Origin of the sequence: Corynebacterium meitnerae (genome assembly GCF_027570075.1) — a bacterium.
Taxonomy (GTDB): domain Bacteria; phylum Actinomycetota; class Actinomycetes; order Mycobacteriales; family Mycobacteriaceae; genus Corynebacterium; species Corynebacterium meitnerae.
This window is the reverse complement of record NZ_JAKMUS010000002.1, coordinates 200269-223809: the sequence shown is the minus strand read 5'-3', so window position 1 is coordinate 223809 and position 23541 is coordinate 200269. Positions and strand designations below refer to the sequence as shown.

At 61.6% G+C, this 23541-nt stretch carries 24 protein-coding genes; 7 read left to right on the top strand and 17 right to left on the bottom strand.

Annotated elements, in window-relative coordinates; all coding sequences use genetic code 11:
• Positions 1 to 166: 166 nt before the first annotated feature.
• The 4 genes from L8U60_RS02585 to L8U60_RS02570 all read right to left on the bottom strand — a co-directional run bounded on the left by L8U60_RS02585 (position 167) and on the right by L8U60_RS02570 (position 4976).
• The gene (locus tag L8U60_RS02585) at positions 167 to 2434 is read right to left on the bottom strand and encodes a polyribonucleotide nucleotidyltransferase (RefSeq protein WP_269964830.1); all 2268 of its coding nucleotides are present in this window, start codon (positions 2432 to 2434) and stop codon (positions 167 to 169) included.
• A 165-nt stretch (positions 2435 to 2599) separates the two neighbouring features.
• Complete coding sequence (rpsO, locus tag L8U60_RS02580) at positions 2600 to 2869, bottom strand: 30S ribosomal protein S15 (protein ID WP_269964829.1); 270 nt, start codon at positions 2867 to 2869, stop codon at positions 2600 to 2602.
• A 152-nt stretch (positions 2870 to 3021) separates the two neighbouring features.
• Positions 3022 to 3975: a nucleoside hydrolase gene (locus L8U60_RS02575; protein ID WP_269964828.1), complete on the bottom strand. Its 954-nt coding sequence runs from the start codon at positions 3973 to 3975 to the stop codon at positions 3022 to 3024.
• Between the two features lie 26 nt (positions 3976 to 4001).
• Complete coding sequence (locus tag L8U60_RS02570; protein ID WP_269964827.1) at positions 4002 to 4976, bottom strand: bifunctional riboflavin kinase/FAD synthetase; 975 nt, start codon at positions 4974 to 4976, stop codon at positions 4002 to 4004.
• Between the two features lie 31 nt (positions 4977 to 5007).
• Between L8U60_RS02570 and truB the strand changes: the two genes are divergently transcribed.
• On the top strand, positions 5008 to 5916 hold the full coding sequence (gene truB, locus L8U60_RS02565; protein WP_269964826.1) for a tRNA pseudouridine(55) synthase TruB: 909 nt from the start codon (positions 5008 to 5010) through the stop codon (positions 5914 to 5916).
• On the opposite strand, the gene L8U60_RS02560 is transcribed toward truB, so the two are convergent.
• The 9 genes from L8U60_RS02560 to rimP all read right to left on the bottom strand — a co-directional run bounded on the left by L8U60_RS02560 (position 5913) and on the right by rimP (position 15153).
• Positions 5913 to 6587: a 4'-phosphopantetheinyl transferase family protein gene (locus tag L8U60_RS02560; RefSeq protein ID WP_269964825.1), complete on the bottom strand. Its 675-nt coding sequence runs from the start codon at positions 6585 to 6587 to the stop codon at positions 5913 to 5915. The two genes, truB and L8U60_RS02560, sit on opposite strands and share 4 nt — an antisense overlap.
• Positions 6584 to 7408, bottom strand: a complete 825-nt coding sequence (locus L8U60_RS02555; RefSeq protein ID WP_269964824.1) for a metallophosphoesterase family protein — start codon at positions 7406 to 7408, stop codon at positions 6584 to 6586. The genes L8U60_RS02560 and L8U60_RS02555 overlap by 4 nt, the downstream gene beginning before the upstream one ends.
• A gap of 5 nt (positions 7409 to 7413) precedes the next feature.
• The gene (locus L8U60_RS02550; RefSeq protein ID WP_269964823.1) at positions 7414 to 8655 is read right to left on the bottom strand and encodes an MATE family efflux transporter; all 1242 of its coding nucleotides are present in this window, start codon (positions 8653 to 8655) and stop codon (positions 7414 to 7416) included.
• A 50-nt stretch (positions 8656 to 8705) separates the two neighbouring features.
• On the bottom strand, positions 8706 to 9707 hold the full coding sequence (locus L8U60_RS02545; RefSeq protein WP_269964822.1) for a DHH family phosphoesterase: 1002 nt from the start codon (positions 9705 to 9707) through the stop codon (positions 8706 to 8708).
• Positions 9708 to 10142 (bottom strand): 30S ribosome-binding factor RbfA, encoded by a 435-nt coding sequence (rbfA, locus tag L8U60_RS02540; protein ID WP_269964821.1) that lies wholly within the window; start codon positions 10140 to 10142, stop codon positions 9708 to 9710.
• 105 nt (positions 10143 to 10247) lie between these two features.
• Positions 10248 to 13031, bottom strand: coding sequence for a translation initiation factor IF-2 (gene infB / locus L8U60_RS02535; protein ID WP_269964820.1), 2784 nt, complete (start codon positions 13029 to 13031; stop codon positions 10248 to 10250).
• Positions 13032 to 13160: 129 nt separating this feature from the next.
• Positions 13161 to 13472 (bottom strand): YlxR family protein, encoded by a 312-nt coding sequence (locus L8U60_RS02530; protein WP_269964819.1) that lies wholly within the window; start codon positions 13470 to 13472, stop codon positions 13161 to 13163.
• Between the two features lie 92 nt (positions 13473 to 13564).
• Complete coding sequence (gene nusA, locus L8U60_RS02525; RefSeq protein ID WP_269964818.1) at positions 13565 to 14602, bottom strand: transcription termination factor NusA; 1038 nt, start codon at positions 14600 to 14602, stop codon at positions 13565 to 13567.
• Positions 14599 to 15153 carry a ribosome maturation factor RimP gene (rimP, locus tag L8U60_RS02520; protein ID WP_269964817.1) on the bottom strand — a complete coding sequence of 185 codons (555 nt, stop codon included), beginning with the start codon at positions 15151 to 15153 and terminating at the stop codon, positions 14599 to 14601. Before rimP ends, nusA begins: the two co-directional genes overlap by 4 nt.
• 38 nt (positions 15154 to 15191) lie before the next feature.
• On the opposite strand from rimP, the gene L8U60_RS02515 reads away from it, so the two are divergent.
• Positions 15192 to 15986 (top strand): DUF4439 domain-containing protein, encoded by a 795-nt coding sequence (locus tag L8U60_RS02515; RefSeq protein WP_269964816.1) that lies wholly within the window; start codon positions 15192 to 15194, stop codon positions 15984 to 15986.
• Here the strand turns inward: L8U60_RS02515 and L8U60_RS02510 are convergent.
• Positions 15976 to 17754 (bottom strand): proline--tRNA ligase, encoded by a 1779-nt coding sequence (locus L8U60_RS02510; protein WP_269964815.1) that lies wholly within the window; start codon positions 17752 to 17754, stop codon positions 15976 to 15978. The two genes, L8U60_RS02515 and L8U60_RS02510, sit on opposite strands and share 11 nt — an antisense overlap.
• Positions 17755 to 17798: 44 nt before the next feature.
• Here L8U60_RS02510 and yaaA point away from each other — a divergent pair, with 44 nt between their 5' ends.
• The gene (gene yaaA / locus L8U60_RS02505) at positions 17799 to 18521 is read left to right on the top strand and encodes a peroxide stress protein YaaA (protein ID WP_269964814.1); all 723 of its coding nucleotides are present in this window, start codon (positions 17799 to 17801) and stop codon (positions 18519 to 18521) included.
• A 74-nt stretch (positions 18522 to 18595) separates the two neighbouring features.
• Here yaaA and L8U60_RS02500 read toward each other — a convergent pair whose 3' ends face one another.
• The gene (locus L8U60_RS02500; protein ID WP_269964813.1) at positions 18596 to 19474 is read right to left on the bottom strand and encodes a DUF559 domain-containing protein; all 879 of its coding nucleotides are present in this window, start codon (positions 19472 to 19474) and stop codon (positions 18596 to 18598) included.
• A 92-nt stretch (positions 19475 to 19566) separates the two neighbouring features.
• Between L8U60_RS02500 and L8U60_RS02495 the strand changes: the two genes are divergently transcribed.
• Genes L8U60_RS02495 through L8U60_RS02480 form a run of 4 tightly spaced genes read left to right on the top strand, consistent with a single transcriptional unit; the run spans position 19567 to position 21867 of the window.
• On the top strand, positions 19567 to 20295 hold the full coding sequence (locus L8U60_RS02495) for a hypothetical protein (RefSeq protein WP_269964812.1): 729 nt from the start codon (positions 19567 to 19569) through the stop codon (positions 20293 to 20295).
• A gap of 9 nt (positions 20296 to 20304) precedes the next feature.
• Complete coding sequence (locus L8U60_RS02490) at positions 20305 to 20853, top strand: thermonuclease family protein (protein WP_269964811.1); 549 nt, start codon at positions 20305 to 20307, stop codon at positions 20851 to 20853.
• Positions 20846 to 21130 carry a hypothetical protein gene (locus L8U60_RS02485; protein WP_269964810.1) on the top strand — a complete coding sequence of 95 codons (285 nt, stop codon included), beginning with the start codon at positions 20846 to 20848 and terminating at the stop codon, positions 21128 to 21130. Before L8U60_RS02490 ends, L8U60_RS02485 begins: the two co-directional genes overlap by 8 nt.
• An 11-nt stretch (positions 21131 to 21141) precedes the next feature.
• A complete protein-coding gene (locus L8U60_RS02480; RefSeq protein WP_269964809.1) occupies positions 21142 to 21867 on the top strand; it encodes an NAD-dependent deacylase in 726 nt (241 codons plus the stop codon).
• On the opposite strand, the gene L8U60_RS02475 is transcribed toward L8U60_RS02480, so the two are convergent.
• Together L8U60_RS02475 and cobA are read right to left on the bottom strand one after the other, a co-directional pair.
• Positions 21864 to 22814, bottom strand: coding sequence for a class I SAM-dependent methyltransferase (locus L8U60_RS02475; protein ID WP_269964808.1), 951 nt, complete (start codon positions 22812 to 22814; stop codon positions 21864 to 21866). The two genes, L8U60_RS02480 and L8U60_RS02475, sit on opposite strands and share 4 nt — an antisense overlap.
• Positions 22798 to 23532 carry a uroporphyrinogen-III C-methyltransferase gene (cobA, locus tag L8U60_RS02470; RefSeq protein ID WP_269964807.1) on the bottom strand — a complete coding sequence of 245 codons (735 nt, stop codon included), beginning with the start codon at positions 23530 to 23532 and terminating at the stop codon, positions 22798 to 22800. The genes L8U60_RS02475 and cobA overlap by 17 nt, the downstream gene beginning before the upstream one ends.
• Positions 23533 to 23541: the final 9 nt, after the last annotated feature.

Sequence of the window (23541 nt, the reverse complement as noted above, 5' to 3'; positions counted from 1 at the left end):
GCTGCGGTAACTATCAAACAGTAGAAATTTTCTACCAGGGATTTCATCCGAGCCGATTTTTCGCGTTGTAATTTTTTACACACACCCAGCGAAAGAAAGCGGCAAAGAGCCCCCGGCCAGCTCAAAATGAATGAACTGGCCGGGGGCTTCGCGGATAAGCAGGTGTTTAGTCTTCGACAGGCACGAGCGAGATCTTGCCGCGGTTATCGATGTCCGCGATCTCCACCTCGATCTTGTCGCCGACGTTGACCACATCTTCCACCTTCTCGATGCGCTTGTCGCCGCCGAGCTTGGAGATGTGCACCAGGCCATCACGACCCGGCGTGAGGGACACGAACGCACCGAAAGCAACCGTCTTCACAACGGTGCCCAGGTAGCGCTCCCCCACCTTCGGCTGCTGCGGGTTAGCAATCGCGTTGATCTGCTCAATCGCAGCATCCGCGCTCTCACCGGTAGCAGCAGCAACGTAGATGGTGCCGTCATCCTCGATGGAGATGTCAGCGCCGGTCTCCTCGGTGATCTGGTTGATGGTCTTACCCTTCGGGCCGATGACCTCACCGATCTTGGACACGGGCACGTGCACCGTGGTGATCTTCGGTGCCAGCGGGCTCATCTCATCCGGACCCTCGATGATCTCAGCCATCGTGTCCAGGATGGTCACGCGAGCGTCCTTGGCCTGGTTCAGAGCGTTGGCCAGAACGTCCGACGGGATGCCGTCGAGCTTGGTGTCCAGCTGCAGGGCGGTGATGAAGTCCGGGGTACCGGCAACCTTGAAGTCCATATCGCCGAAGGCATCCTCGGCACCGAGGATGTCGGTCAGGGCGACGTACTTGGTCTCACCATCAACCTCGCCAGAGACAAGACCCATGGCGATACCAGCGACCGGTGCAGCCAGCGGCACGCCAGCGTTGTACAAGGACAGGGTCGATGCACACACGGAACCCATGGAGGTAGAGCCGTTGGAGCCCAGGGCCTCAGAGACCTGGCGGATCGTGTACGGGAAGTCCTCCTTGGACGGGATCACCGGCACGAGGGCACGCTCAGCAAGCGCACCGTGGCCGATCTCGCGGCGCTTCGGGGAACCGACGCGGCCGGTCTCACCCGTGGAGTACGGCGGGAAGTTGTAGTGGTGGATGTAGTGCTTGGAGGTCTCCGGGTGGAGGGAATCCAGCTGCTGCTCCATCTTCAGCATGTCCAAGGTGGTCACGCCGAGGATCTGGGTCTCGCCACGCTCAAACAGTGCGGAGCCGTGGGCGCGCGGGATCAGTTCAACTTCGACGCCAAGGTCGCGGATGTCGGTGACACCACGGCCGTCGATACGGAAGCCCTCGGTGAGGATCTTCTCGCGCACGATCTGCTTCATCAGCGCGTTGTAGGCAGCACGGATCTGCTTGGATGCATCCTCAGCGGTGAAGGAGGACAGGAGGGACTCCTCGATCTCCTCCATGTACTCGTTGGTCGCATCATCGCGCTCAGCCTTGCCCGCGATGGTGAGCAGCTTGGCCAGCTTCTTGGAGGCCTTCTTCTCCACAGCGTCAAAGACCTCGTCGCTGTATGCCGGGAAGAGCGGGAACTCCTGAGCGTCCTTGGCGGTCTTCTCAGCCAGAACGTTCTGCGCCTCGCACAGGGTCTTGATGTACGGCTTAGCAGCCTCCAGGCCCTCCGCGACGGTTGCTTCCGTCGGTGCCGGTGCGCCATCGGCAACCAGCTTCATCACGTTCACGCCAGCGCCCGCTTCCACCATCATGATGGCTACGTCCTGGACCTTGCGGCGGCCCTTCTTCTTCTCAACGATGCGGCCGGCCACAACCATCTCGAAGACAGCCTTCTCATGCTGCTCGTGATTCGGAAACGCGACCCACTGGCCGTTCGGGTGCTTCTCATCAGCGATGAGAGCCATGCGCACACCACCAACGGCGCCGGAGACCGGCAGGCCGGACAGCTGGGTCGCAGCGGATGCGCCATTGATAGCAACGACGTCGTAGTACTCCTCTGGGTCCCAGCTCATCACGGTGATGACAACCTGGACTTCGTTGCGCAGCCCCTTGACAAAGGTCGGGCGCAGCGGGCGGTCAATGAGGCGGCAGGCCAAGATCGCCTGCGTGGACGGGCGGCCTTCGCGGCGGAAGAACGAGCCGGGAATCTTGCCGGCGGCGTACATGCGCTCTTCCACGTCAACGGTGAGCGGGAAGAAGTCGAAGCCTTCGCGCGGCTGGTTGGATGCGGTGGTGGTAGCCAGCAGCATCGTGTCGTCATCGAGGTAGGTGGTCACCGAGCCGTCAGCCTGGCGCGCCAGCTGGCCGGTTTCAAACCGGACGGTGCGGGTGCCAAAGTCCCCGTTGTCGAGGATGGCGGTAGTTTCGGTCACGCCGAATTCCTCATCAACATGGAATTCGACAGAGTTGTCCGGTGTGTGCTTTGTGTTCTTGCTCAACGGATCCCTTTCATGGGTTCGTGGCGGTCGTCGGTGCCGCCGTGGTGAATCTTTTCGTTGCACCCAGGGACACTACCAGCTAGTCACACAAAAAGCCCTATGCACACGAAAAAACGGCCGCCAAAAGTGACGGCCGTTATCCAAGGTTGTCGCGAAGCTAATTGCTTATCGACGCAGACCCAGACGAGCAATCAGATCACGGTAACGCTCAACGTTGTTCTCGCGCAGGTACTTCAGCAGACCGCGACGACGACCAACGAGCAGCAGCAGACCACGACGGGAGTGGTGATCGTGCTTGTGGTCCTTGAGGTGCTCGGTGAGGTTGTTGATGCGCTCGGTGAGCAGTGCAACCTGAGCCTCCGGGGAACCAGTGTCGGTCTCGTGCAGGCCGTACTCCTTGAGGATTTCGGCCTTCTTCTCAGTGGTCAAAGCCATGGGAATTATTCTCCTTGGTTATTTCAGTTCGCATTCATCGGAAATCAGTGGCGGGGACTGCTGCGAACCACAGTCACGCGAGCCGCTACCGAGTTGAAAAGAGTACCGCACCGTGGGCGGAAACTGGTAATCCCACCCGATGATCTAGTGATCTAGCTCTTCTCCGCCAGGCCGGTCAGACGGCGCATGAACTCCTCGAGGAAGCGCTGCTTGTCCACGGCCACGGCGACCTTGGCGGTCTTCGTCTCATCGTTGAGGCGAGTTTCATCACCGATGGTGCGTCCGCGGGTCTCCCCTTCGGTGTCGACCTTGAGGTTGATGTCCAGGGTGGTCACCAGCGACGGGTCGATCGCCACACCAACAGCCAGCGGATCGTGTAGGCCACAGCCACCGAGGTGCGGTGCGGTGGTGTCATAAGCGCCGATGTAGTAATTCGTGGCTGCTGCCAAGAAGTCACCGCCCGGGGTGCCCAGGGCTTCCCACTTCGCGGTCTCAGCGGTGGTGAGAAGAGTCTGCAGCGTGACGTCCAGACCGATCATGGTGATGTCTGCCATGCTGCGGAAGATCGCGTCCGTTGCCTCCGGGTCCTGGTTGACGTTGGCTTCTGCCCACGGGGACACATTGCCTGGGACGGTGAGAGCGCCGCCCATCATGACGATGTGGGCTTTCTCCGCAAACGTCTGGCTCACCTTCGCAGCAGCAGCGATCGTCGTGGACGGGCCAGTGGGGACGATCACGAGCTCATCGCCGTACTTCTCCACCGACTCCACGAGGAAGTCCACCGCGGACTTGGCCTCCACCCGGCGCGTGGGCTCGGGCAGTTCTGCCTCACCGATGCCGTTCTTGCCATGGATGAACTCGGAGATTTCCAGCACCTCGAAGGAATCCTTCGCGCTGGCGTGGCCGGGGCCGGCGAACACCGGAACGTCGGTGCGGCCGAAGAGTTCGAGGATGGCCAGGGTGTTGCGCACACCGGTTTCAACGAGAACGTTGCCGTAGGTGCCGGTCACACCAATGAGGTCTACTTCCTCAGAGCCCAGTGCGTAGGCGAGAGCGAGGGCATCATCGATGCCGGTATCAAGGTCCAGAATCATTTTGCGGGTCATGGCGCCCAAGCCTAACTGGTCATGCCTTAAGCGCGCTCAAGGAGGGTGCGCGTGGTTGCTACGTCGCGCGCCATGTTTTCCAGGAGCTCGTCCACAGAATCAAACTTCACCATGTCGCGCACCTTCGCCACGAATTCCACGCGTGCGAGTCGCCCATACAGATCCGCGTCACGGTCCAGCACGAAGGATTCGACACTGCGGCGCGAATCACCAAAGGTCGGGTTCGTGCCCACGGAGATCGCCGCTGGGTAGCGCACACCCAACTCCATGTCACCGTCAATGGGACTTGTCCCCTCCTCAGGCAGCACGGTGAACCAGCCGGCGTACACGCCGTCACCTGGCACGGCTTCGTTATCGCAGACGTACTGGTTCGCCGTCGGGTATCCCAGCTCACGGCCACCACGTCCAGCGCCGCGCTCCACGCGTGCTGTCACGGAGAAGGCCCGGCCAAGGAAATCAGATGCCTGACCCACATCGCCCTTCTCGAGTGCGTCGCGGATGGAGGTGGAGCAGACGCGGGAGGAGCCGTCGAAAAGCAAAGACACGATGTCCACGTCGACGCCGTATTTTTCACCGAGCTCCTGCATCGTCTGCGCGGTGCCTAAACCGCCTGCACCGAAGGTGAAGTTCTCCCCCACGACCACGCGGGAAGCATGAAGCTTGTCCACGATGACCTGCACGAAGTAATCCTCCGGGCTCTCCCCCGCGAGCTCCTTGGTGAAGTCGATGACCAGCATGTAATCCACGCCGAGCCCTTCGATGAGACGAGCGCGCTCTTCCAGCGGCATGAGCACATCCGGGGTGTACTCGGGGGCGAAGACAGCAACTGGGTGCGGGTCAAAGGTCATCAGCACAGTGGGCACACCAGCGGCGCGGGCACGGTCCACCGCATGCCCAATGAGCTTTTGGTGGCCACGGTGCACCCCGTCGAAGACCCCAATGGTGACCACCGGACCATTCAGACCGGCGGGAACCTCAGCGAGCCCTGACAAAATATCCACTCGCGCTAGCGTAGTGCATAGGGTTAGTCACATGAACCTTGGCCAAAACCCTGATCCTCTGTCCACGTCCGGCATCGTCGTTGTGGACAAACCTGCCGGCATGACCAGCCATGATGTTGTGGCGCGTCTGCGGCGCTTCTTTGGCACCCGCAAGGTGGGGCACGCGGGCACGCTTGATCCGATGGCAACCGGCGTGCTTGTTGCTGGCATTGAGCGGGGCACGAAGCTGCTGGCTCACCTCGTGGCCGATGACAAGGTGTACTCCACCACTCTCCGCCTGGGTGCTGCCACCACGACGGATGATGCGGAAGGCGAGGTCGTCTCACAGGCGGATGCTTCCGCGCTCACTGATGAGGCGATCATGGCTGAAGTCGCCGCGCTCACCGGGGACATCATGCAGGTGCCGTCCAAGGTGTCTGCTATCAAGATCGACGGCAAGCGCGCCCACGAACTCGTCCGCGAAGGCAAAGAAGTGGTCATCCCGGCGCGACCCGTGACAGTGTTCTCCTTCGATGTCTCGGAGATCACCCGCGAGGGGTCTTTCGTGGATGTGCACGCCCGCGTGCACTGTTCGTCGGGCACCTACATTCGCTCGCTCGCCCGCGATATGGGTGAAGCACTCGGGGTGGGTGGGCATTTGACCGCGTTGCGTCGTGAAGCATCTGGGCCCTTCACCCTCGCGCATGCGCGCACGCTCGATGAGCTCGAAGAATCCGCGGCGCTCTCCCTCTCACTCGATGAGGCTTTGACCGCCGCTTGGCCTGTCCTGGAGGTCACGGCGGATGAATACGCGGCACTGGCGATGGGGAAATGGTTTGAACCGCGCGGGCTGAAGGGTGTTCACGCTGCAGTGGGCCCTGATGGCCGCGCTGTCGCGCTGGTCAAGGAGAAGGGCTCTCGCTTATCGACGATCTTCGTCGCTCGCCCTTCCACCCTCTAACGCGCCACCCGCGGCACGAAGGTCCCAGCGCACACATAGCCGCCGCGGACAACCCACCGGCCTTCAATGAACGGCACCGGGGTGGGGCGGGCAAGGATATAGGCGATGAAGGTGCCGTCTGGGCGAATTTCAATCTCCGCGTCCTCAAAACCGAGCCACCGCAACGTCATGGGGAACCACGCCTTGTACGTGGCTTCCTTGGCACAGAACAGCAGGCGGTCAGCCCAGTCCTTGCCTGTTACCTTCTGGGTGTCCACCCAGTGTCGTTCCTGCGAGCGCGCAATCTGATCTAGCACCCCCTCCGGCAGCGCCTGGGCAGGTTCTGCGTCGATGCCGACGGAACGCAATTGGCTCGTCGGCGCTGCCACCGCGATGCGCAGCCCCTCCGTGTGTGTAAGAGAGCCCGTGTACCCCTCTGGCCACAACGGCATTCCCCGCTCACCGCGCAAGATCGCGTGCACGGAATCCACACCGAGTTCGCGCAATGCCTCATGGGCGCACCAGCGCGCGTCGCCGAACTCGCCCTTCCGGGAATCCACAGCGCGACTGACCACGATGCGTTCTTCCGGGTGCAACTCGTGGTAGTTGCTTAAATCCGTGTCACCGTTGCTCTGGTCGGTGTACATGTACACCACGCGGGCAGGCTCGGGGAACAGGTCGCGGTCAATCACTGTTCCACCTCCATCACCGGGAATGGCCACTGCGGGACGTGGCCACGCCTCCGCCACTCATCGGGGTACCCCAAGGAGACCTCGATGTGATCCACCCCGTCATACGTTTCCACCCCTGGCATATGCAGGTGACCATAGATGACAGCGCGGGCGTTATAGCGCTTCGCCCACCCACGTGTGTGCCGGGTGCCGCACCACAAGGCGATCTCACGCCACAGCATCTTGTCCGTTGGCTCCTGGATGAGCGGCCAGTGATTCACCAGGATGGTCTCCCCCTCCACGCGGGAGAGCCGCCTAGTGGTGTACGTCAACCTGTCCCAGCACCACGCGCGGATGTCCACGAATGGGGCGATGGCCACCTCATCAGTAAGCACAATTTCCCGGGCTCGTGCGGAGGCAAGTGCCTCTTCCACGCTCATCATCGGCGCGCGGAAAGAATAGTCATACAGGGTGAATAGCGGCGCGATGGTCACTCCCCCGAACACCGGGTACGGGTCTTCCGGAGTGATCACACCAATGGCGCGCAGCCTGCTGACCAACTGGTCATATTTGTCACGCCCCGTGTAGCGGTCCATGCCACGGCTGAACAATTCGTGGTTGCCGGGCACCCAGATGACCGTGTGGAAGCGATCCACCAGCTGCTGCATCACCTGAACCACAAGTTCGGTGCGTTCTGCTACGTCCCCGGCAACAATGAGCCAATCAGAAGGATCATTCGGCTGGATCTCCTCCAACCGTGGCTGGTTTGCTTTCACCGCCGCATGCAGATCAGAGACCGCCCACAAGGTGGTGGTCCGCTTCTTCCTTGGCCGTTTAATCATCGTGCTTATGTTCCTACCACCGTGCGTGCCCACCGCATGGACTTAAATCGCCACACCACACCAATCAATCGCAAAGCGATCATTGCGGCCAAACCACACCAGATACCCGTGAGCCCCGTTCCTGCCCAGTACGCCACGGCGATACCCGGCAAGAAACCAAAGACCACTGATGCCACCGTGAGGGTGCGCAGAAATGCAGCGTCGCTTGCGCCCAACAGCACGCCGTCGAGCGCGAAGAGCACTCCCCCGGCCACGATCATGGCGATGAGCACCCACCAGGGCACCGCCATGGCGTTAAGCACCGCCTGATCAGAGGTAAAGATCATCCGGATCGCCGGACCACCAACGGCGAAGACAGCCGCCAGAATGAGGGCGAATCCAGCAGAGAGACGAATCACTTGCTTGCCCACATCACGGGCTGTATCCACCCGGCCGGTACCCAATGCAGCGCCGGTGAGGGTCTGCGCGGCGATAGCCAAGGAATCAAGCACCAGCGTGAGGAAGTTCCACAGCTGCAGCATGATCTGGTGTGCTGCGAGCGCTGCTACCCCAACGCGGCCCGCCACAGCCGCGGCGGAGACAAACGCCACTTGGAATGACAAAGACCGCACGATCAGATCACGGCCCAACACCAACTGCTGCTTGATCACGCGCCACTGTGGCTTCCACGACCCGTTGTGTGCGCGCATCAGCGCCACGATGAAGCCCGTAGCCGTGAGCCCCATTCCAATGATATTGGCCACTGCTGAGCCCACCAGCCCGAACTTGGCTACGAGGAACGGCAGCGCAATAGCGCCGGGGATCAGCCCGAACAACGTGAACACGAACGGCAAACGCGTGTTCTGGATACCCCGTAACCAGCCATTACCAGCCATGATCACCAGTGTCAGCGGGATGGCAAAAGCAGCGGTGCGCATCCACCACACCGCCTGCCCCGCTGCCGCAGGATCGTTGGTGAGAAACAGTGCGATCGGCCGCGCGAAGATCCACACCAGCGTGGCCAGAATGGCGCCAACGCCCAGTGCCACCCACGTTGCCTGCACGCCCTCAGCAATGGCTTGGTCTTTCTTGCCCGCCCCATAAAAACGCGCAGACCGCGCGGTAGTCCCGTAGGACAAAAACGTCAACTGCGTGGTCACCGTGGATTGGACAGTGGCGCCTGCCGCCAGTGCAGCGAGTTCCACCGCACCCAGGCGGCCAATCACGGCAGTATCAAGCAGCAAATACAGTGGGTTTGCTGCCAGCACACCTAATGCAGGAAGCGCAAGAGCAAGTACCCGTTTAGCGGTTACTTCTGTCACGGAAGCTCCGACACCGACTTCTGCAGAGCGCTAATCGCATCATCCACAGAACCAGCAACGGAATAGCCAGCAGCCGGGATGTGTCCGCCGCCACCGTGAATCGCGGCCACCTCAGCCACATTCACCACGCTCGAGCGCAATGACACCGACCAGTAGCCCGGATGAATTTCCTTGAACACCACGCCGATATCGCTGCCGGTCAATGCACGGGAATACTCAATGATGGACTCGATCGCGGTCTGGTTCATGTGGCGCAAATGCGCATCATCAATAGCCAAAACAGAGATGGTGTAGCGCCCAGCCGCACGCGTTTCCATCCCCGCCATCACGTCGCCCATGAGCTTCAGGTCATCCGCTGACACCGCATCCATGAGGTCCATCGCAGCGGCACGGGTATCCACACCGTGCTCCATCAACTCGGCAGCGAGGATGTGCATGCGGGAGGTGCCCCAGCGGAAACTTCCGGTGTCCGTGACAAGGCCCGCGTACAGGCAGTACGCAATGTCAGGGGTGAGCTCAACATCCAGGTACGACAGCAGCTCACGAATAATCACCGTCGTCGATTCAGACGGCAACACAAGATTCAGTGCCCCATACCCTGGATTCGACGCATGGTGATCAATCACCACAACGCGTTCTGGATGCGCTGCCAGTTCCTCCTGATACATGCCTGTGCGGTCCAAGGACGCACAATCGGTGGTCACAATCAGGCCTGTTTCCGGCAGCGGCTTCCCCAACGCCACCGTTTCCACACCTGGCACCGTCCGGATATTTTCCGGAAGTTCCACGTTCTGGCCGATGTACACCTTGGCCGGCACATCAAGAGCAGCGAGCGCGTACTTTAGGCCGAAAGCAGAACCTACCGCGTCCGCGTCGGGGCGAATGTGGGTGACAATATGTACCTCATCCGCAGCGCGAAGCTTCTCAGCGACCTCAGTGAAATTACCTTCACCAGGGCCGAACAAGGCCGGGTATTCGGCCTGAATACCACCGGCCATCTACTCGTCCCTCGTCTTATACGGGTCCGCGTCCCCCGCCGGGGTCGCGTTCTTCTTCAGCTCCGCGAGCTCCTCATCGCGGGCGCGAGCACGCGCGAGCAACTCCTCCATGCGGGCCGACGCCTCCGGGACGGTATCCAGCTCAAAAGCCAGCGTCGGGGTGAAGCGCACACCCAACTCATCACCGACGATCTTGCGCAGCTGGCCACGAGCACGGTTGAGGGCCTCAGCAGCCTGGTCATAATCCGGCTCATCTTCAATATTTGCGCCACGCACCGTGTAGTACACAGTTGCGTCGTGCAGATCGCCCGTCACGCGGACATCAGTGACGGTGACCAACTCCAAGCGGCGGTCCTTGACTTGGCGCTCAATGGCGCTCGCCACGATCGTCTGGATCCTCTTCGCCAGTCGTTGTGCACGCGTGTTGTCAGCCATAACGTCACTCCTTTGATGTCAGCAGCAGAACAGGCTCATAGTCTACAGGCCTAAAGAGATCGTCGATAAGCATGTGCTTATCGACGATCTCCTTACAGCCCACACCTACGTCCTTGGTACCTCGACCATTTCGTAGGCCTGAATTTCATCGCCCACCTGGATATCCGGGTAGGACAGGACCATACCGCACTCGTAGCCCTTGGCCACTTCGGTGACATCGTCCTTCTCCCGGCGCAGGGAGGTGATGGTTGCGTCCGGCGTGATCACGTTGCCATCGCGCACGAGACGCAGCTTCGCACCACGTTTGACGCTGCCGGTGGTGACCATACAACCAGCGATGAGACCCACAGCGGATGCCTTGAAGATCTGGCGGATCTCCGCGGTACCCAGGTCGCGCTCCTCGTAGACCGGCTTGAGCATGCCCTTGAGAGCGGCCTCGACGTCCTCGATGACCTGGTAGATCACCGAGTAGTAGCGGATCTCCACGCCCTCCTCGTTGGCTTCCTCCGTCGCCTTGCCATCGGAGCGGACGTTGAACGCCACGATGACGGCGTCCGACGCAGCAGCGAGCGTGACGTTGGTCTGCGTGACCGCACCGACGCCACGGTCGATGATGTTCACATCCACCTCGTCGTCGATCTCGATCTTGAGCAGCGCCTCCTCCAGGGCTTCCACCGAACCGGCGTTGTCGCCCTTGAGGATGAGGTTGAGCGTGTTCGTCTCCTTGAGAGCCTGGTCCAGGTTCTCCAGGGACACGCGCTTCTTCTTGCGCGCCTGCATAGCGGCACGCTGACGGGCGTCACGCTGTGCAGCGATCTGGCGAGCCACGCGGTCATCCTCGACCACGAGCAGGTTGTCACCAGGACCCGGCACACCGTTGAGGCCTTGGACCTGGACCGGGCAGGACGGGCCTGCCTCTTCCACGTCATTGCCCCACTCGTCAACCATGCGGCGGACGCGACCGAAGTTGCCGCCCACCACGATGGAATCGCCGACGCGGAGGGTACCGCGCTGGACGATGACGGTGGACACAGGACCACGGCCACGGTCGAGGTGAGACTCGATGGACAGACCCTGCGCATCCATGTCCGGGTTCGCGGTGAGCTCAAGAGCTGCGTCTGCGGTGAGCAGGACAGCCTCCAACAGCTCATCGATACCGGTGCCGTTCTTCGCAGAGATGTCGATGAACATGGTGTCACCGCCGTACTCCTCCGGCACGAGTTCGTACTCGGTGAGCTGGCCACGGATCTTGTCCGGCTGAGCTTCAGGCTTATCCACCTTGTTCACAGCAACCACGATCGGCAGATCAGCAGCCTTCGCGTGGTTGATAGCTTCCACGGTCTGCGGCATCACGCCGTCATCAGCTGCGACGACGAGGATGGCCAGGTCCGTGGACTTCGCACCACGGGCACGCATGGCGGTAAACGCCTCGTGGCCCGGGGTATCCAGGAAGGTGATCTTGCGTTTCTCACCATCGAGGGTGACCTCAGTCTGGTACGCACCGATGCCCTGGGTAATACCGCCAGCCTCACCGCGGCCAACATTGGCGTTGCGGATGGAGTCCAGCAGGCGGGTCTTACCGTGGTCAACGTGACCCATGACGGACACGACCGGCGGACGCTGCTCAAGCGCTTCTTCGCCGCCCTCGTCCTCACCGAACTGCAGATCGAAGGACTCGAGCAGCTCACGGTCCTCATCCTCAGGGGAGACGATCTGGACTTCGTAGTTGATCTCCGCACCCAGCAGCTGCAGGGTGTCCTCGGAGACAGACTGCGTTGCCGTCACCATCTCGCCGAGGTTGAACAGAGCCTGGACGAGATTCGATGCCTCGGTACCAATCTTCTCTGCCAAGTCAGACAGAGTTGCACCCTGGCGCAGGCGAACGGTCTTGCCGCCACCATCCGGCAGGCGAACGCCACCAACGACGTTCGGTGCGTGCATCTCCTCGTACTCATTACGCTTCTGGCGCTTGGACTTGCGTCCGCGGCCAGGTGCGCCACCTGGGCGACCGAAAGCACCGGCAGTGCCACCGCGACGACCGCCACGGCCGCGGAACCCGCCACCGGGACCGCCAAAACCACCCGGTGCGCCCGGTCCGCCGTGGCCACGACCACGGCCGCCACCGCTGCCACCCTGACCACGGCCACGGCCGCCACCACGTGTAGCAGCACGCGACGGCATCTGGCCTGGGCTCGGCGCATTAGCCATATCTGCCGGGCTCGGTGCGCCCGGACGTGGTGCGCCTGGACGGGGTGCACCTGCACCACGCTGGCCCTGTCCACCCTGGCCGCCCTGGCCACGGCGCTGACCGCCGCCAGCACCGGCACCGCCACCACGGTTGCCACCTGGACGCGGCTGCGGACGCGGGCCACCGGTGTTGGACGAGAACGGGTTGTTGGCCACACGCGGACGGCCACCCGGCTTGGGCATCGGACGCGGCATCGCGGATGCAGCATCGCTCTTTGCAGCCGGTTTCGGCGCTGCAGGCTTCGGGCCTGGCGCAGCCGGCTTGGGGGCAGCAGGCTTTGCAGCCTCTGCCGGTTTCGGTGCAGCCGGCTTCGGCGCAGCTGGTTTCGGAGCGGCTGGCTTCGGCGCGGCTGGCTTTGCGGCAGCCGGCTTCTTCGCCGCTGGTGTCTTCGGGGCCTCTGCAGCCTTAGTGGACGATGCCTTTGCAGGCGCGGGCTTCTTCTCAGCCTTTTCATCCTTCGCGTCGCCGGCAGCGGCACCGCGCTCTTCGTAGAGCGCAATCATCTTCTTCACCACCGGGGGTTCGATGGTGGAAGAAGCAGTCTTGACGAACTCGCCTTCCTCTTTCAGGGTGGCGAGTAGTTCCTTACTTGTTACGCCGAGCTGTTTTGCCAGTTCGTGAACGCGTAGCTTTCCGGGCACGTGTCTCCTCTTGGTCAGGCTAGAGGCGGCACGGCAGCTTGAAGAGCTACGCGAGCGACCTCTAGACGATGGTCATGACGTTCATCGCTGATGCATTTTCTGCTTCATGGTTGAAGACTCATCAGTTCTTTAGTCCTTTTCACTTACTGTTTTGCCAGCCGACATGGTGGTTTCCATATCGGCGATGTACTTGCGTACACGGCTAGTGTCCACTTTCGCAGACACGCGGAGGGCCCGCCCGAAGGCGTGGCGCGATTCCGCCTGCTCACACGCATGGAGGGTGGGAGTAATCCACGCTCCGCGTCCCGGCATTACCCGCTTGGGATCAGGGATAATCTGCGTTGGATCATCTGGATCGACGACGACGCGCAAGAGCTTCGTTGCTGGTAGCAGTTGGCGCGTGGCTATGCACGTGCGAACTGGTTCATGTTTCTTGCTCATTTTCGCTTATCGACGACCCCTACCCCAGCAGTTCTGCCAGATCGAAGCCAATGAACCACCTTACGCCACTTTTGCGTGAACTGTTACTTCGCTTAGTCCGCCTGATCAGCAGTACCCACACCGGAATCCGAGTGGATATCAATCTTCCAGCCGGTAAGGCGTGCCGCTAGGCGAGCATTCTGCCCTTCACGGCCGATAGCCAAGGAGAGCTGGTAGTCCGGCACCGTGACCTTTGCTGTCTGGGCATCATGATCCAGAACTTCCACGCGGATCACCTTGGACGGGGCAAGCGCGTTGCCCACGTACACGGCTGGATCATCGGAGTAGTCGACGATGTCGATCTTCTCCCCCGCCAGTTCTTCCATGATGTTGGTCACGCGGGCACCGCGCGGGCCAATGCAAGCGCCCTTGGCGTTGATGCCCTTGGCCACGCCCTTGACAGACACCTTGGAGCGGTGACCAGCTTCACGGGCAATGGAGACCAGCTCCACTGCCCCATCGGCTACCTCAGGCACCTCAAGTGCGAACAGGCCGCGGACGAGCTCTGGGTGCGTGCGCGACAGATTCACCGTCGTACCCCGCTCACCACCGGAAACACCGACGACGTAAGCCTTCACGCGGTCGCCGTGCTCCAGCTTTTCACCTGGGATCTGTTCCGCCGGAAGCAGAATGCCGTCCTGTGGATCAGCCTCTGTGCCCAACTGCACGACAACAATGCCGCGGGCATTCGCCATCGCATCACGCTGCACGACACCGGAGACAACCTTGCCCTCAAGCTCTGAGTATTCACCAAAAGCGCGCTGCGATTCCGCTTGGCGCAGACGCTTCAGAATGGCGTCGCGCACAGCGAGTGTGCCCACGCGGGAGAAATTCACCGGGGTGTCATCGAACTCAGAAACGGCATTGCCCTCTTCGTCCAACTCGCTGACGATCACCGCGACATCACCGGTTTCGGTATCGATGTCCACGCGTGCCTTGGAGCCCTCATCCGGCTGCGTCGGTGCGATGCCGTCGTTCTTGTGCTCGCGGTAAGCGTGCAGCAGAGCGGCAGCAATGGTTCCCAAGAGATCCTCAACCGGAATACCGGCTTCCTTCTCAATGGATTTCAGCGCTGCAATGTCAATATTCACTTGTCGTCCTTCCCGGTGGTGGAGTCCTCGGCAACCTCGCCGAAAGACTTCTCCGCCAATTCGATCTCTGTTTGCGGCGGAGTGTTGAACTCAATTTCTACCACTGCGCCCGACACATCCGAAATAGGAACCACGCGCACACCGGGTTCACCCTTCTTCACCGGCACGATGAGCACCACCTGCTCCGTCGCCTCATCACACGGCCCTACCCGGAAGGTTTCCCCACCAACCTTGACCAACCGGCCGCGGTTCCGGCGCCAGTGGCGCAGCTCCGTCAGCGGCAGATCAATGCCTGGGGTAGTCACTTCCAGGGTGTAGCCGGCACCGAAGTTGACGGTGCCGCGTTCCTCGGCGTCGTCGAAAAGCTCCGAAAGCTCATTGGACACCTCTTCAAGCTGATCCAGCGTCGGCGCTTCATCACCAGAAACTGCGACGACAACCTGCGACTTCTTGCCAGCCTTGACCGTTTTCACGTTTTCAATGTCAAAGCCGCGCGCGTCAGTGACGGGACGGATGAGATCAGTGAGTTCTTCAACTTTCGGGAATGCCATGCAGGCCACTGTACTTCCCGGCCGGTAGGGTCGACCACGTGAAGTCCCCCCGTCTCGCCATCATCTGCATCGCGGCCGCACTGCCGCTAGCCGCCTGCTCCCCCGTCGACATCTTTGGCCCGCACGCCAACGGCACAATCATGGAGCTGGCCAAGCAGGCCTCCGCCGATCGAATGGATGGCGAGGGCGAGTGGAGCGAACTCCGCGCCACCCACGCGGAACAGCTCCAAGAAGAAGCACGCCGGCTCTGCGGAACCGATGACAGCGGCCAGGTGCCATCCTCGTGCAACGTCACGTACGGCGACACCGACCTGCCCGCTAGCAGTGACGCTCGGGCGCTTGTCACCCAGACCGCTGAAGCCGCGGGCAAAGTCCCCGAAGAATCCCGCGACCTGATCATTGCCCAGGCGATCGATGCTGTCGCGACCGCACAACTCGACATCGAGAACCCGACTCCTATCAACGAGAAGGACACCGACGCGCTCGAGGCAGCACAACAGCTCATCAGCGCTGAGTACGCGGCGGAGTTCGGACTCGACATCGCCAGCGCGTACGCCGATGATGCGCTCCAGGCGCGCATCGATGAGCTGCGTGTGCTCCATGACGCGCGTTTGGCTGTCCTCCATCACGCCTTCCCCAACGCCGAGCTTCCCTCCCGCGAAGCTGGCTATGAGGTGCCTGGCGGTTCACCGACGACGACGGAGGAAGCCGTGGCGTTTGTCGACGCGCTTGAAAGCGACCTCATCACCCGCTGGCGCGCTGCGGCTGCGAACGCGGATTCCCCCGAATGGCGTGAACTAGCCATCCTGCTGGCTGGCCACGCTAGCCGTTGACCAGCTCGCGCACCTTGTCCACGATCTGATCCGCCGGGACCTCCAGCGTTTCACCACCGCGGATACGCAGTTCAATGATGCCGTCGGCGAAAGAACGACCGAGGATCACAATGAACGGCATGCCCAGGAGCTCAGCATCCTTGAACTTGACGCCTGGGGAGACCTTCGGGCGATCGTCGAAAAGCACATCGATGCCGGCCTTCTCGAACTCACCCACGAGGCGCTCACCCTCTTCAAGCGCGGCCGCATCCTTGTTGGCCACGGCGAGGTGCACCTGGTACGGCGCGATCTCCTTCGGCCAGACCAGCCCCTTCTCATCGTGGGTCTGCTCCGCAATCACCGCAAGCATGCGGGTCACGCCGATGCCGTAAGACCCCATCGTCGGCACAGCACGCTTGCCATTCTCGTCGAGGATCTGCACATCCATCGCCTCGGTGTACTTGCGGCCAAGCTGGAAGATGTGGCCCAGCTCAATACCGCGCGCCAGCTTCACAGTGCCGTTGCCGCTTGGCGACGGATCACCTTCCTTAATCTCCGCTGCCTCGATGAACTCGTCCACCTGGAAATCACGGCCAGCCACCAGGCCGACAACGTGCTTCTGCGGCGCATCCGCACCAGTGATCCAGGACGAACCAGCAACCACGCGCGGATCGGCATACACCTTCACGCCGTTGGCATTGAGTGCCTTCGGGCCAACGTAGCCCTTCACCAGGAAGGAATTGTTCTTGAAGTCCTCCTCGCTGGCCAGCTCAAAGGTGGCCGGCTCGAGGGACGCCTCAAGGCGCTTCTCATCCAGCTCGCGGTCACCCGGGATGAGCACACCAGTCAGCTGCGGGCCGACCGGCTTGCCATCCTCATCCACTTGGCGCGGGTCGTTGACCTTCACAACCATGCACTTGAGGGTGTCGGAGGCTTCGACCGCACGCCCGTCGATAAGCACGCCCGCATTATTCGCCCACTCAACGAGTGTGTCGATGGTCTCCGAGGCCGGCGTATCGTGCACGACTGCTTCCGGCTGGCCCTCGATCGGCTGCTCTGCCGGCGGTACCGTCACCACAGCCTCCACATTCGCCGCGAAATCACCCGCGGTGGAGACAACGAACGTGTCCTCGCCGTTATCCGAGTATGCGAGGAATTCCTCGGAGGCGGAACCACCCATCGCACCAGACGTGGCCTGGCAAATTTCATACTTCAGGCCCACGCGGTCAAAGATCCGCTGGTACGCGCCACGGTGCTTCGCGTAAGACTCATCCAGGCCCTCGTCGGACATGTCGAAGGAGTAAGAGTCCTTCATCACGAACTCACGGCCACGCAGAATGCCTGCGCGCGGACGCGCCTCATCGCGGTACTTCGTCTGAATCTGGTACAGCGTCACCGGGAAATCCTTGTACGAGGAGTACAGGTCCTTCACGGCAAGCGTAAACATCTCCTCATGCGTCGGGCCCAGCAGCATGTCCGTGCCCTTGCGGTCCTTCAGACGGAACAGGTCATCGCCGTACTCCGTCCAACGGTTGGTCGCCTCATAAGGCTCACGCGGCAGCAGCGCCGGGAACAGCAGCTCCTGCGCGCCGATCGCGTTCATCTCCTCGCGCACGATCTCCTCAATATTGCGCACGGCCCGCAAACCAAGTGGCAACCACGAGTACACGCCCGGCGCCGCACGGCGGATATACCCGGCGCGCACCAGCAGCTTGTGGCTGGGCACTTCAGCATCGGCAGGGTCTTCGCGCAGCGTGCGCAGGAACAGCGTGGACAAACGTGTGATCATGCCCGTCATCTTAACCCTGCCCGCCGGCATGTAGTTTGGACGGCATGCTGATTGTGCTTCCGCCTTCTGAAACCAAAGCTCCCGGCGGCGAAATGGACGGCATCGACGTGTCCTTTCCTTCCCTCGACCCGATCCGCGACGAGATCATGGATGACCTCGCAGCACTCGAGGTCGATGAGATGATGTCTGCTCTCAAGCTTCCCCCCACCAAGCGCGAGGAAGCCGAAGAGAACCTCGAACTGCGCTCAGCGCCCGTCATGCCCGCCATTTACCGCTACACGGGCGTGCTTTACGACGCGTTGTCCGCCGACACCCTCCCCGACCCCGCCCTAGCACGCCTGGCCATCGGCTCCGCCCTTTTCGGCGTGGTCCGCGCCGGCGACATGATCCCCCGCTACCGGCTGTCCGGTGGCTCCAAGCTTCCGTCTCAGCGCAGTACCCCCACCATGAAAGCCCGCTGGGGCTCTGCGATCACCGACGCTCTGCTCGCCGTGGACGATCTGATCGTGGATATGCGTTCCGGTGCCTACCAGCAGCTCGGCCCCGTTCCCGGCGCAATCACCGTCCGCGTCGAGTCGGTGCAGGAAGACGGCTCCCGGAAGGTGGTCAGCCACTTCAACAAGCATTACAAGGGTGAGCTCGCCCGCGTCCTTGCCACCGCGCCCGACGCCGACTCCGTGACCGACATCGAAGGGGTCGCCGCCATCACCGAAGCCGCCGGCATGACGGTGGAAGTGGACGGGAACCAGCTGACGCTCGTCGTTTAGCTATTGAGCGGTTTGACTATGGCACCTGAAGGCCAAAACTGACCTGGGGTTTTAGGCGTCGTCGCTCGCCATAGTCAAACGGACCCGTTAGCCCTCAATGCCGCCATGACCCCCGCGACGAAACCATCTGGGTCCCGTAACAGGTCTGCCGGCTTCACCCGGCGCACCACATAGCCACTGTTCTGAATCTGCACTTCCCGCTCACGCTCACGCCGGAGGGTCTCCGCGAGCGGCCGATAGGTGGCGTCGTCGTATTTCACTTCTCCGTCGACCTCGATGACAACCCGGCCGATCAGCAGATCTACCAGGTACGGCCCGATAGGGGCTTGGGTGGACGGAGCCAGACCAGCACAAATCAGCAAAGCTCGCGCGTAGCTTTCATACGGCGACTGCGAGTTCGCCACCGCGTGCGCGAGAGCTTTCCGCACCACTGCCACTCCCTTCTTGCCACGCATCGCATCGACGGTGGCTTCCAGTTCATCGCGGGTCGTGGTGCGCGATGCGAGCAGCCAGTCGAATGCCACGAGCCCTTCGGCGAATCCGTGGCGGATAGCAATGTCGACCGCGGTGCGGATAGGCGTGGTCACTGCGAACCCGCCATAGGCTTCGATGTAGCCAATCTCATGTGGTGCAAGGGTGCCGCGGTGGTAGCTCACCCCTTCCGCCCACCGCGACCGTTGTGGCACTCCACCGCTGGGCAGCATGAGCTCCACGGTCTCTTCACTAGTCGCAACAACCCACATGTTGGTCAGCCGCGCAGCCGCACGCCCCGTCAGCACAGCCTTCGGATGGCTGTGTGCCACGGCCGCCGCGCGCAGCCAGCGCTTTTCATAGCTGGTCAACCCACGGTGAACCTCCGCACTAATCGCACGCAGTGCGCTCACTGCCACCATGTGCTCATCGCTTCTTCGCTTATCGACGAGCCCTTCCACCAAACCTATTCCCCTATCCACGTTCATATGTCCCCCTTTAGTGAATCGTTGTTCTCACTTACTTGGACTGCCCTAGACCCCGGTTTGGTTCCCTCCGCGGATAAAGTTGTTCTATGTCCTCCCGAACTATTTATGGTGTCGCCGTCGCTTTTGCGCTGTTCAGCTTCGCGTTGATCGTGCTGAATATTGATGCTGCGCCGGACAATATTCCCGTACACGTGGGACCTGGCGGCGAAGTCAACCGGACCGAGCCGAAGTCCGTGCCCAGCGCCACCTTCGGTGTGTGGTACTCCGTGCTACTCCTCGTGCTCGTGGTGTTCGCCGCACCCCGGCCGGCTATTGCCCACATGCGATTTCCTGTCGCTACCGAGGAACCGGCCATCCCCTTCTCCAACACCGCGGCCGACAAGACTGCCGCCCTGCTCAGCATCACTGAGCGCTCCCTCGCATGGCTGGCGTTGGCCACCGTGGTGCCGATGTGTCTGATGCAGTTCACTCTCACCTTCCCCACCTACCGGGGATACCTCACAGCGACCATCATCCTGCTGATCATCAGCATCATCGCGGCAGCGGGATACACCTATCTTCAGATCTCCCGCTGGCCGAACCAGCTGGAAGCCATGCCCACCGATGATGAGGAGCGCGCCCGTCAGAAGCTCTTCGGCTTCGGCGGTGGCATGGGTTTCTACAACAAACCGAACGATCCGATGGCGGCCTGGGTCTCCCCCTTCAACCAAAGCAAGGTGGATCTGAACTGGGCTCACGCGCCGGTAAAACGGTACATCTACACGATGGTCCTGCTGATCGTGGTTGTAACGGTGGCACCGTTCTTGACCTTCTAGGTGGACTGCATGAAGAAATGGCTTGTAGCTGTGGCAGCAGCCGCCCTCGTTGGTACGGGAGTGATGGTTGCGGATGTCATGCGTGGTGACACGACGGTGGACCGCATCATTGATGGCGACACCATTGATGTCACCATGAAAGGCGAAACGAAACGGGTGAGGCTGCTCAACATCGACACCCCTGAGCTTGGGCGTGACGGTGTGTCCGATGAGTGCTTCGCCCGAGAAGCCAAAGCACGCCTGGAAGAACTTCTGCCTGTCGGCACGAAGGTCTCCTTGGAGTATGACGTTGAGCGACAGGACCGCTACGGGCGCGAGCTGGCTGGTGTGTTCAAGGAGGCCACCTTCATCAATGAGGTGATCGTGCAGGAAGGCTACGCCCGCGCGGTCGTCTTCGAGCCAAATCGGAAGTTCTACGACCGGATCCTTGCTGCGGAGGCCGGCCCGAAGCACAAAAAGTCCGGGATCTTCGGCGCCGGGGGGGGGCTGTTTCGCGCCGGTCCCGCAGGACAAAGAGAAGCTGGAAGCTCTGCAGCAGGATTCAGAAAACTTGGATGATATCGACCTTTCGGATCCGAATCGTCTGCGGGATGCGCGAGAGATCGTGGACCGTATGCGTCACACCGTCGACGAAATGCGAGCCTTCATCCAGCGCGATGAACAAGCCGGTCGCTCACAGAAATTCTTCTACGCCACCGAGCTAGCTGAATTCCTCGACCGCACTGCTGCCCAAGTAGAAGACGCGGAGAAAACTCTGGAGAAGACGGAGAAGAAGGAACAAAAGCGCCAGAGTCGAGAGCAACACGAAGGTGCAGATCGGCTAGTCACGCAATAACCTGGGTAAATATGAGCATCACTCGGGCACAGGAAATTCTCGCGGGCGCCGCGCACATCGAGGTCTTCACTGGCGCTGGCATGAGCGCGGACAGCGGGATCGCTACGTACCGCGACGCGCAAACAGGCTTGTGGGAGAACGTCGACCCACAGGATATGGCGTCCACCGACGCATGGCACAACGACCCGGACACGATGTTCGCGTGGTATTTGTGGCGCGCACGTCTCGCACAAGAGGCGGAGCCGAACGCCGGGCACCTCGCCATCGCGCGCTCACCGAAGACGACAGTGACCACGCAAAATATTGACAATTTGCACGAAAGAGCAGGCAGCACGGAGGTCGTGCACCTGCACGGTTCGTTGTTTGATTTCCGTTGTTCGCTTTGCGACGAACCGTATACCCGCCCCATCCCCTTCCCCGAGCAGCCAGTCGCTGAGATCACCCCGCCGCCCTGCTCGGAATGCGGTGGCCCGGTGCGACCAGGCGTGGTGTGGTTCGGCGAATCCCTTCCGGAAGCAGAGTGGCAGGAAGCAGAACGCCGCATGCGCACGGCTGATGCGGTACTGATCGTGGGCACCTCAGGCGTGGTCTACCCCGCTGCCGGGTTGCCTTTGCTGGCACACGCCAATGAGATCCCGATCATTGAGGTCACTCCCATGCGCACGGACCTATCGCACCTGGCCGAGGTGGTCATCGAGGACACCGCCGCCAATGCCCTGCCCAAGCTCCTGGGCTAGTTGGCGGCGCGCAGCACAGTGAACTTCTGGTTCCGTGCGACCTCAGTAACGCGCCGGAACCGTGCTTCCACTTCCCCGCGGTAGCGCAGGTGTGAATTGTGCACCAGGTACAGCGAACCACCCGGTGCGAGCAATCGCACAGACGCATCAAGTAGGTGCTGCACCAACGTCGCATCGACGGCCGTTCCATCGTGGAATGGCGGGTTGAGCGCGATAGTGTCGAAGGAAGCGTCCGGCAACTGAGAGCCTGCATCATCCCACGTGGCCTCCAGGCCGATAGCGCGGGCGGAGAGCATGGCATCGGCATCGGAGTCAGTCGCCTGGGCATCAAGGCCACGGGTAACGGAGCCGTTGCCACACCCAAGGTCAAGTAGCCTGCCCGGTGAATCAGGCAGGCAAGAACGCAGGAATTCCCCACCACGGTCCGGCTTCGCACCGGAGAACACGCCGCCGATGGCGACGAGACCGTCACCATGCACCGGTGTATAGGTCACAGCGCGAGGCCCGGAAGCAATGAGACAGCGGAATTTCCCGCGACCACGGGACGCCGCAACATTGGTGAAGGATTCCGCGAGCACGCCGTTCATTCCGCGCGAAAGGTGCTTGTTGTTCGCGCCCAGCACGATACGGACCTCATTGAAACCAGCACCGGCAATCGAGCGTGCCAGGTAGTCCAGGCGTGCCAGGGACTTGGGCATCTCCCCGATCGCTACTGCTGAACCAGCGGACCCAGCTAGGAATTCATCCAGACGAACATCGCCGGCGATCACAGCCCCAAGCGAGGCAGCCTGCTGGCTGCGCGAGTAGTCCGAGTCCAGGAACACCACCGACCCACCGGATTCCAAGGCGGTGCGGGTGAGATCCAAGGTGGGGTCGTGGCAGATGAGGGTGGTTGCGGCGCCGTCGATAAGCGCCTCATCCACGATGAGGCTATCCAGTGTGCGCAAGACCTGCGACCTCCCCAATGACATAGGTGGCTGGGTTAGACACATTCTCGCGTTCCATCGTGTCGGCGAGGGATCCGAGCGTGGTGCGGAAGTCACGCTGATTAGCAGTTTCCCCGTCCTGAATGATGGCCGCCGGGGTGTCGGCGGGCAAGGTACGCAGCAACGCCTCCGCAATCGGGCGGGCCTGGCGTACACCCATCACAACAACGATGGTCCCGCCGAGCCGGCCGAGCGCATCCCAATCCACAAGCGAGCGTGGATCATCAGGCGCAAGGTGTCCCGAGACCACCGTGAACGCATGATTCACACCCCGCTGCGTCACCGGAACACCCACTGCTGCGGGCGCAGCTACCGCGCTGGTCACTCCCGGAATCACCTCGCACGGCACACCCGCAGCAGCACATGCCTGCACTTCCTCAAAGCCACGGCCGAAGATGTATGGGTCCCCGCCTTTCAGCCTTGCTACGCGCTTGCCGGCCTGCGCATGGGTGACGATGAGCTCGTTGATCCGCTCCTGGGCCACCTGCTTGGCATAGGGCAGCTTTGCTACATCAATGACCTCTTTGCCCGTCAGATCCAAAAACTCGTCGAGCTGATTCGTTGGGCCAAGGTGATCCGCAAGAATGACATCGGCAGCCTCCAACGCGCGTAATCCGCGCATTGTGAGGAGGTCCCACTCCCCTGGGCCACCACCGACCAACGTGACAGTTCCGTTCATGGGTTCCAA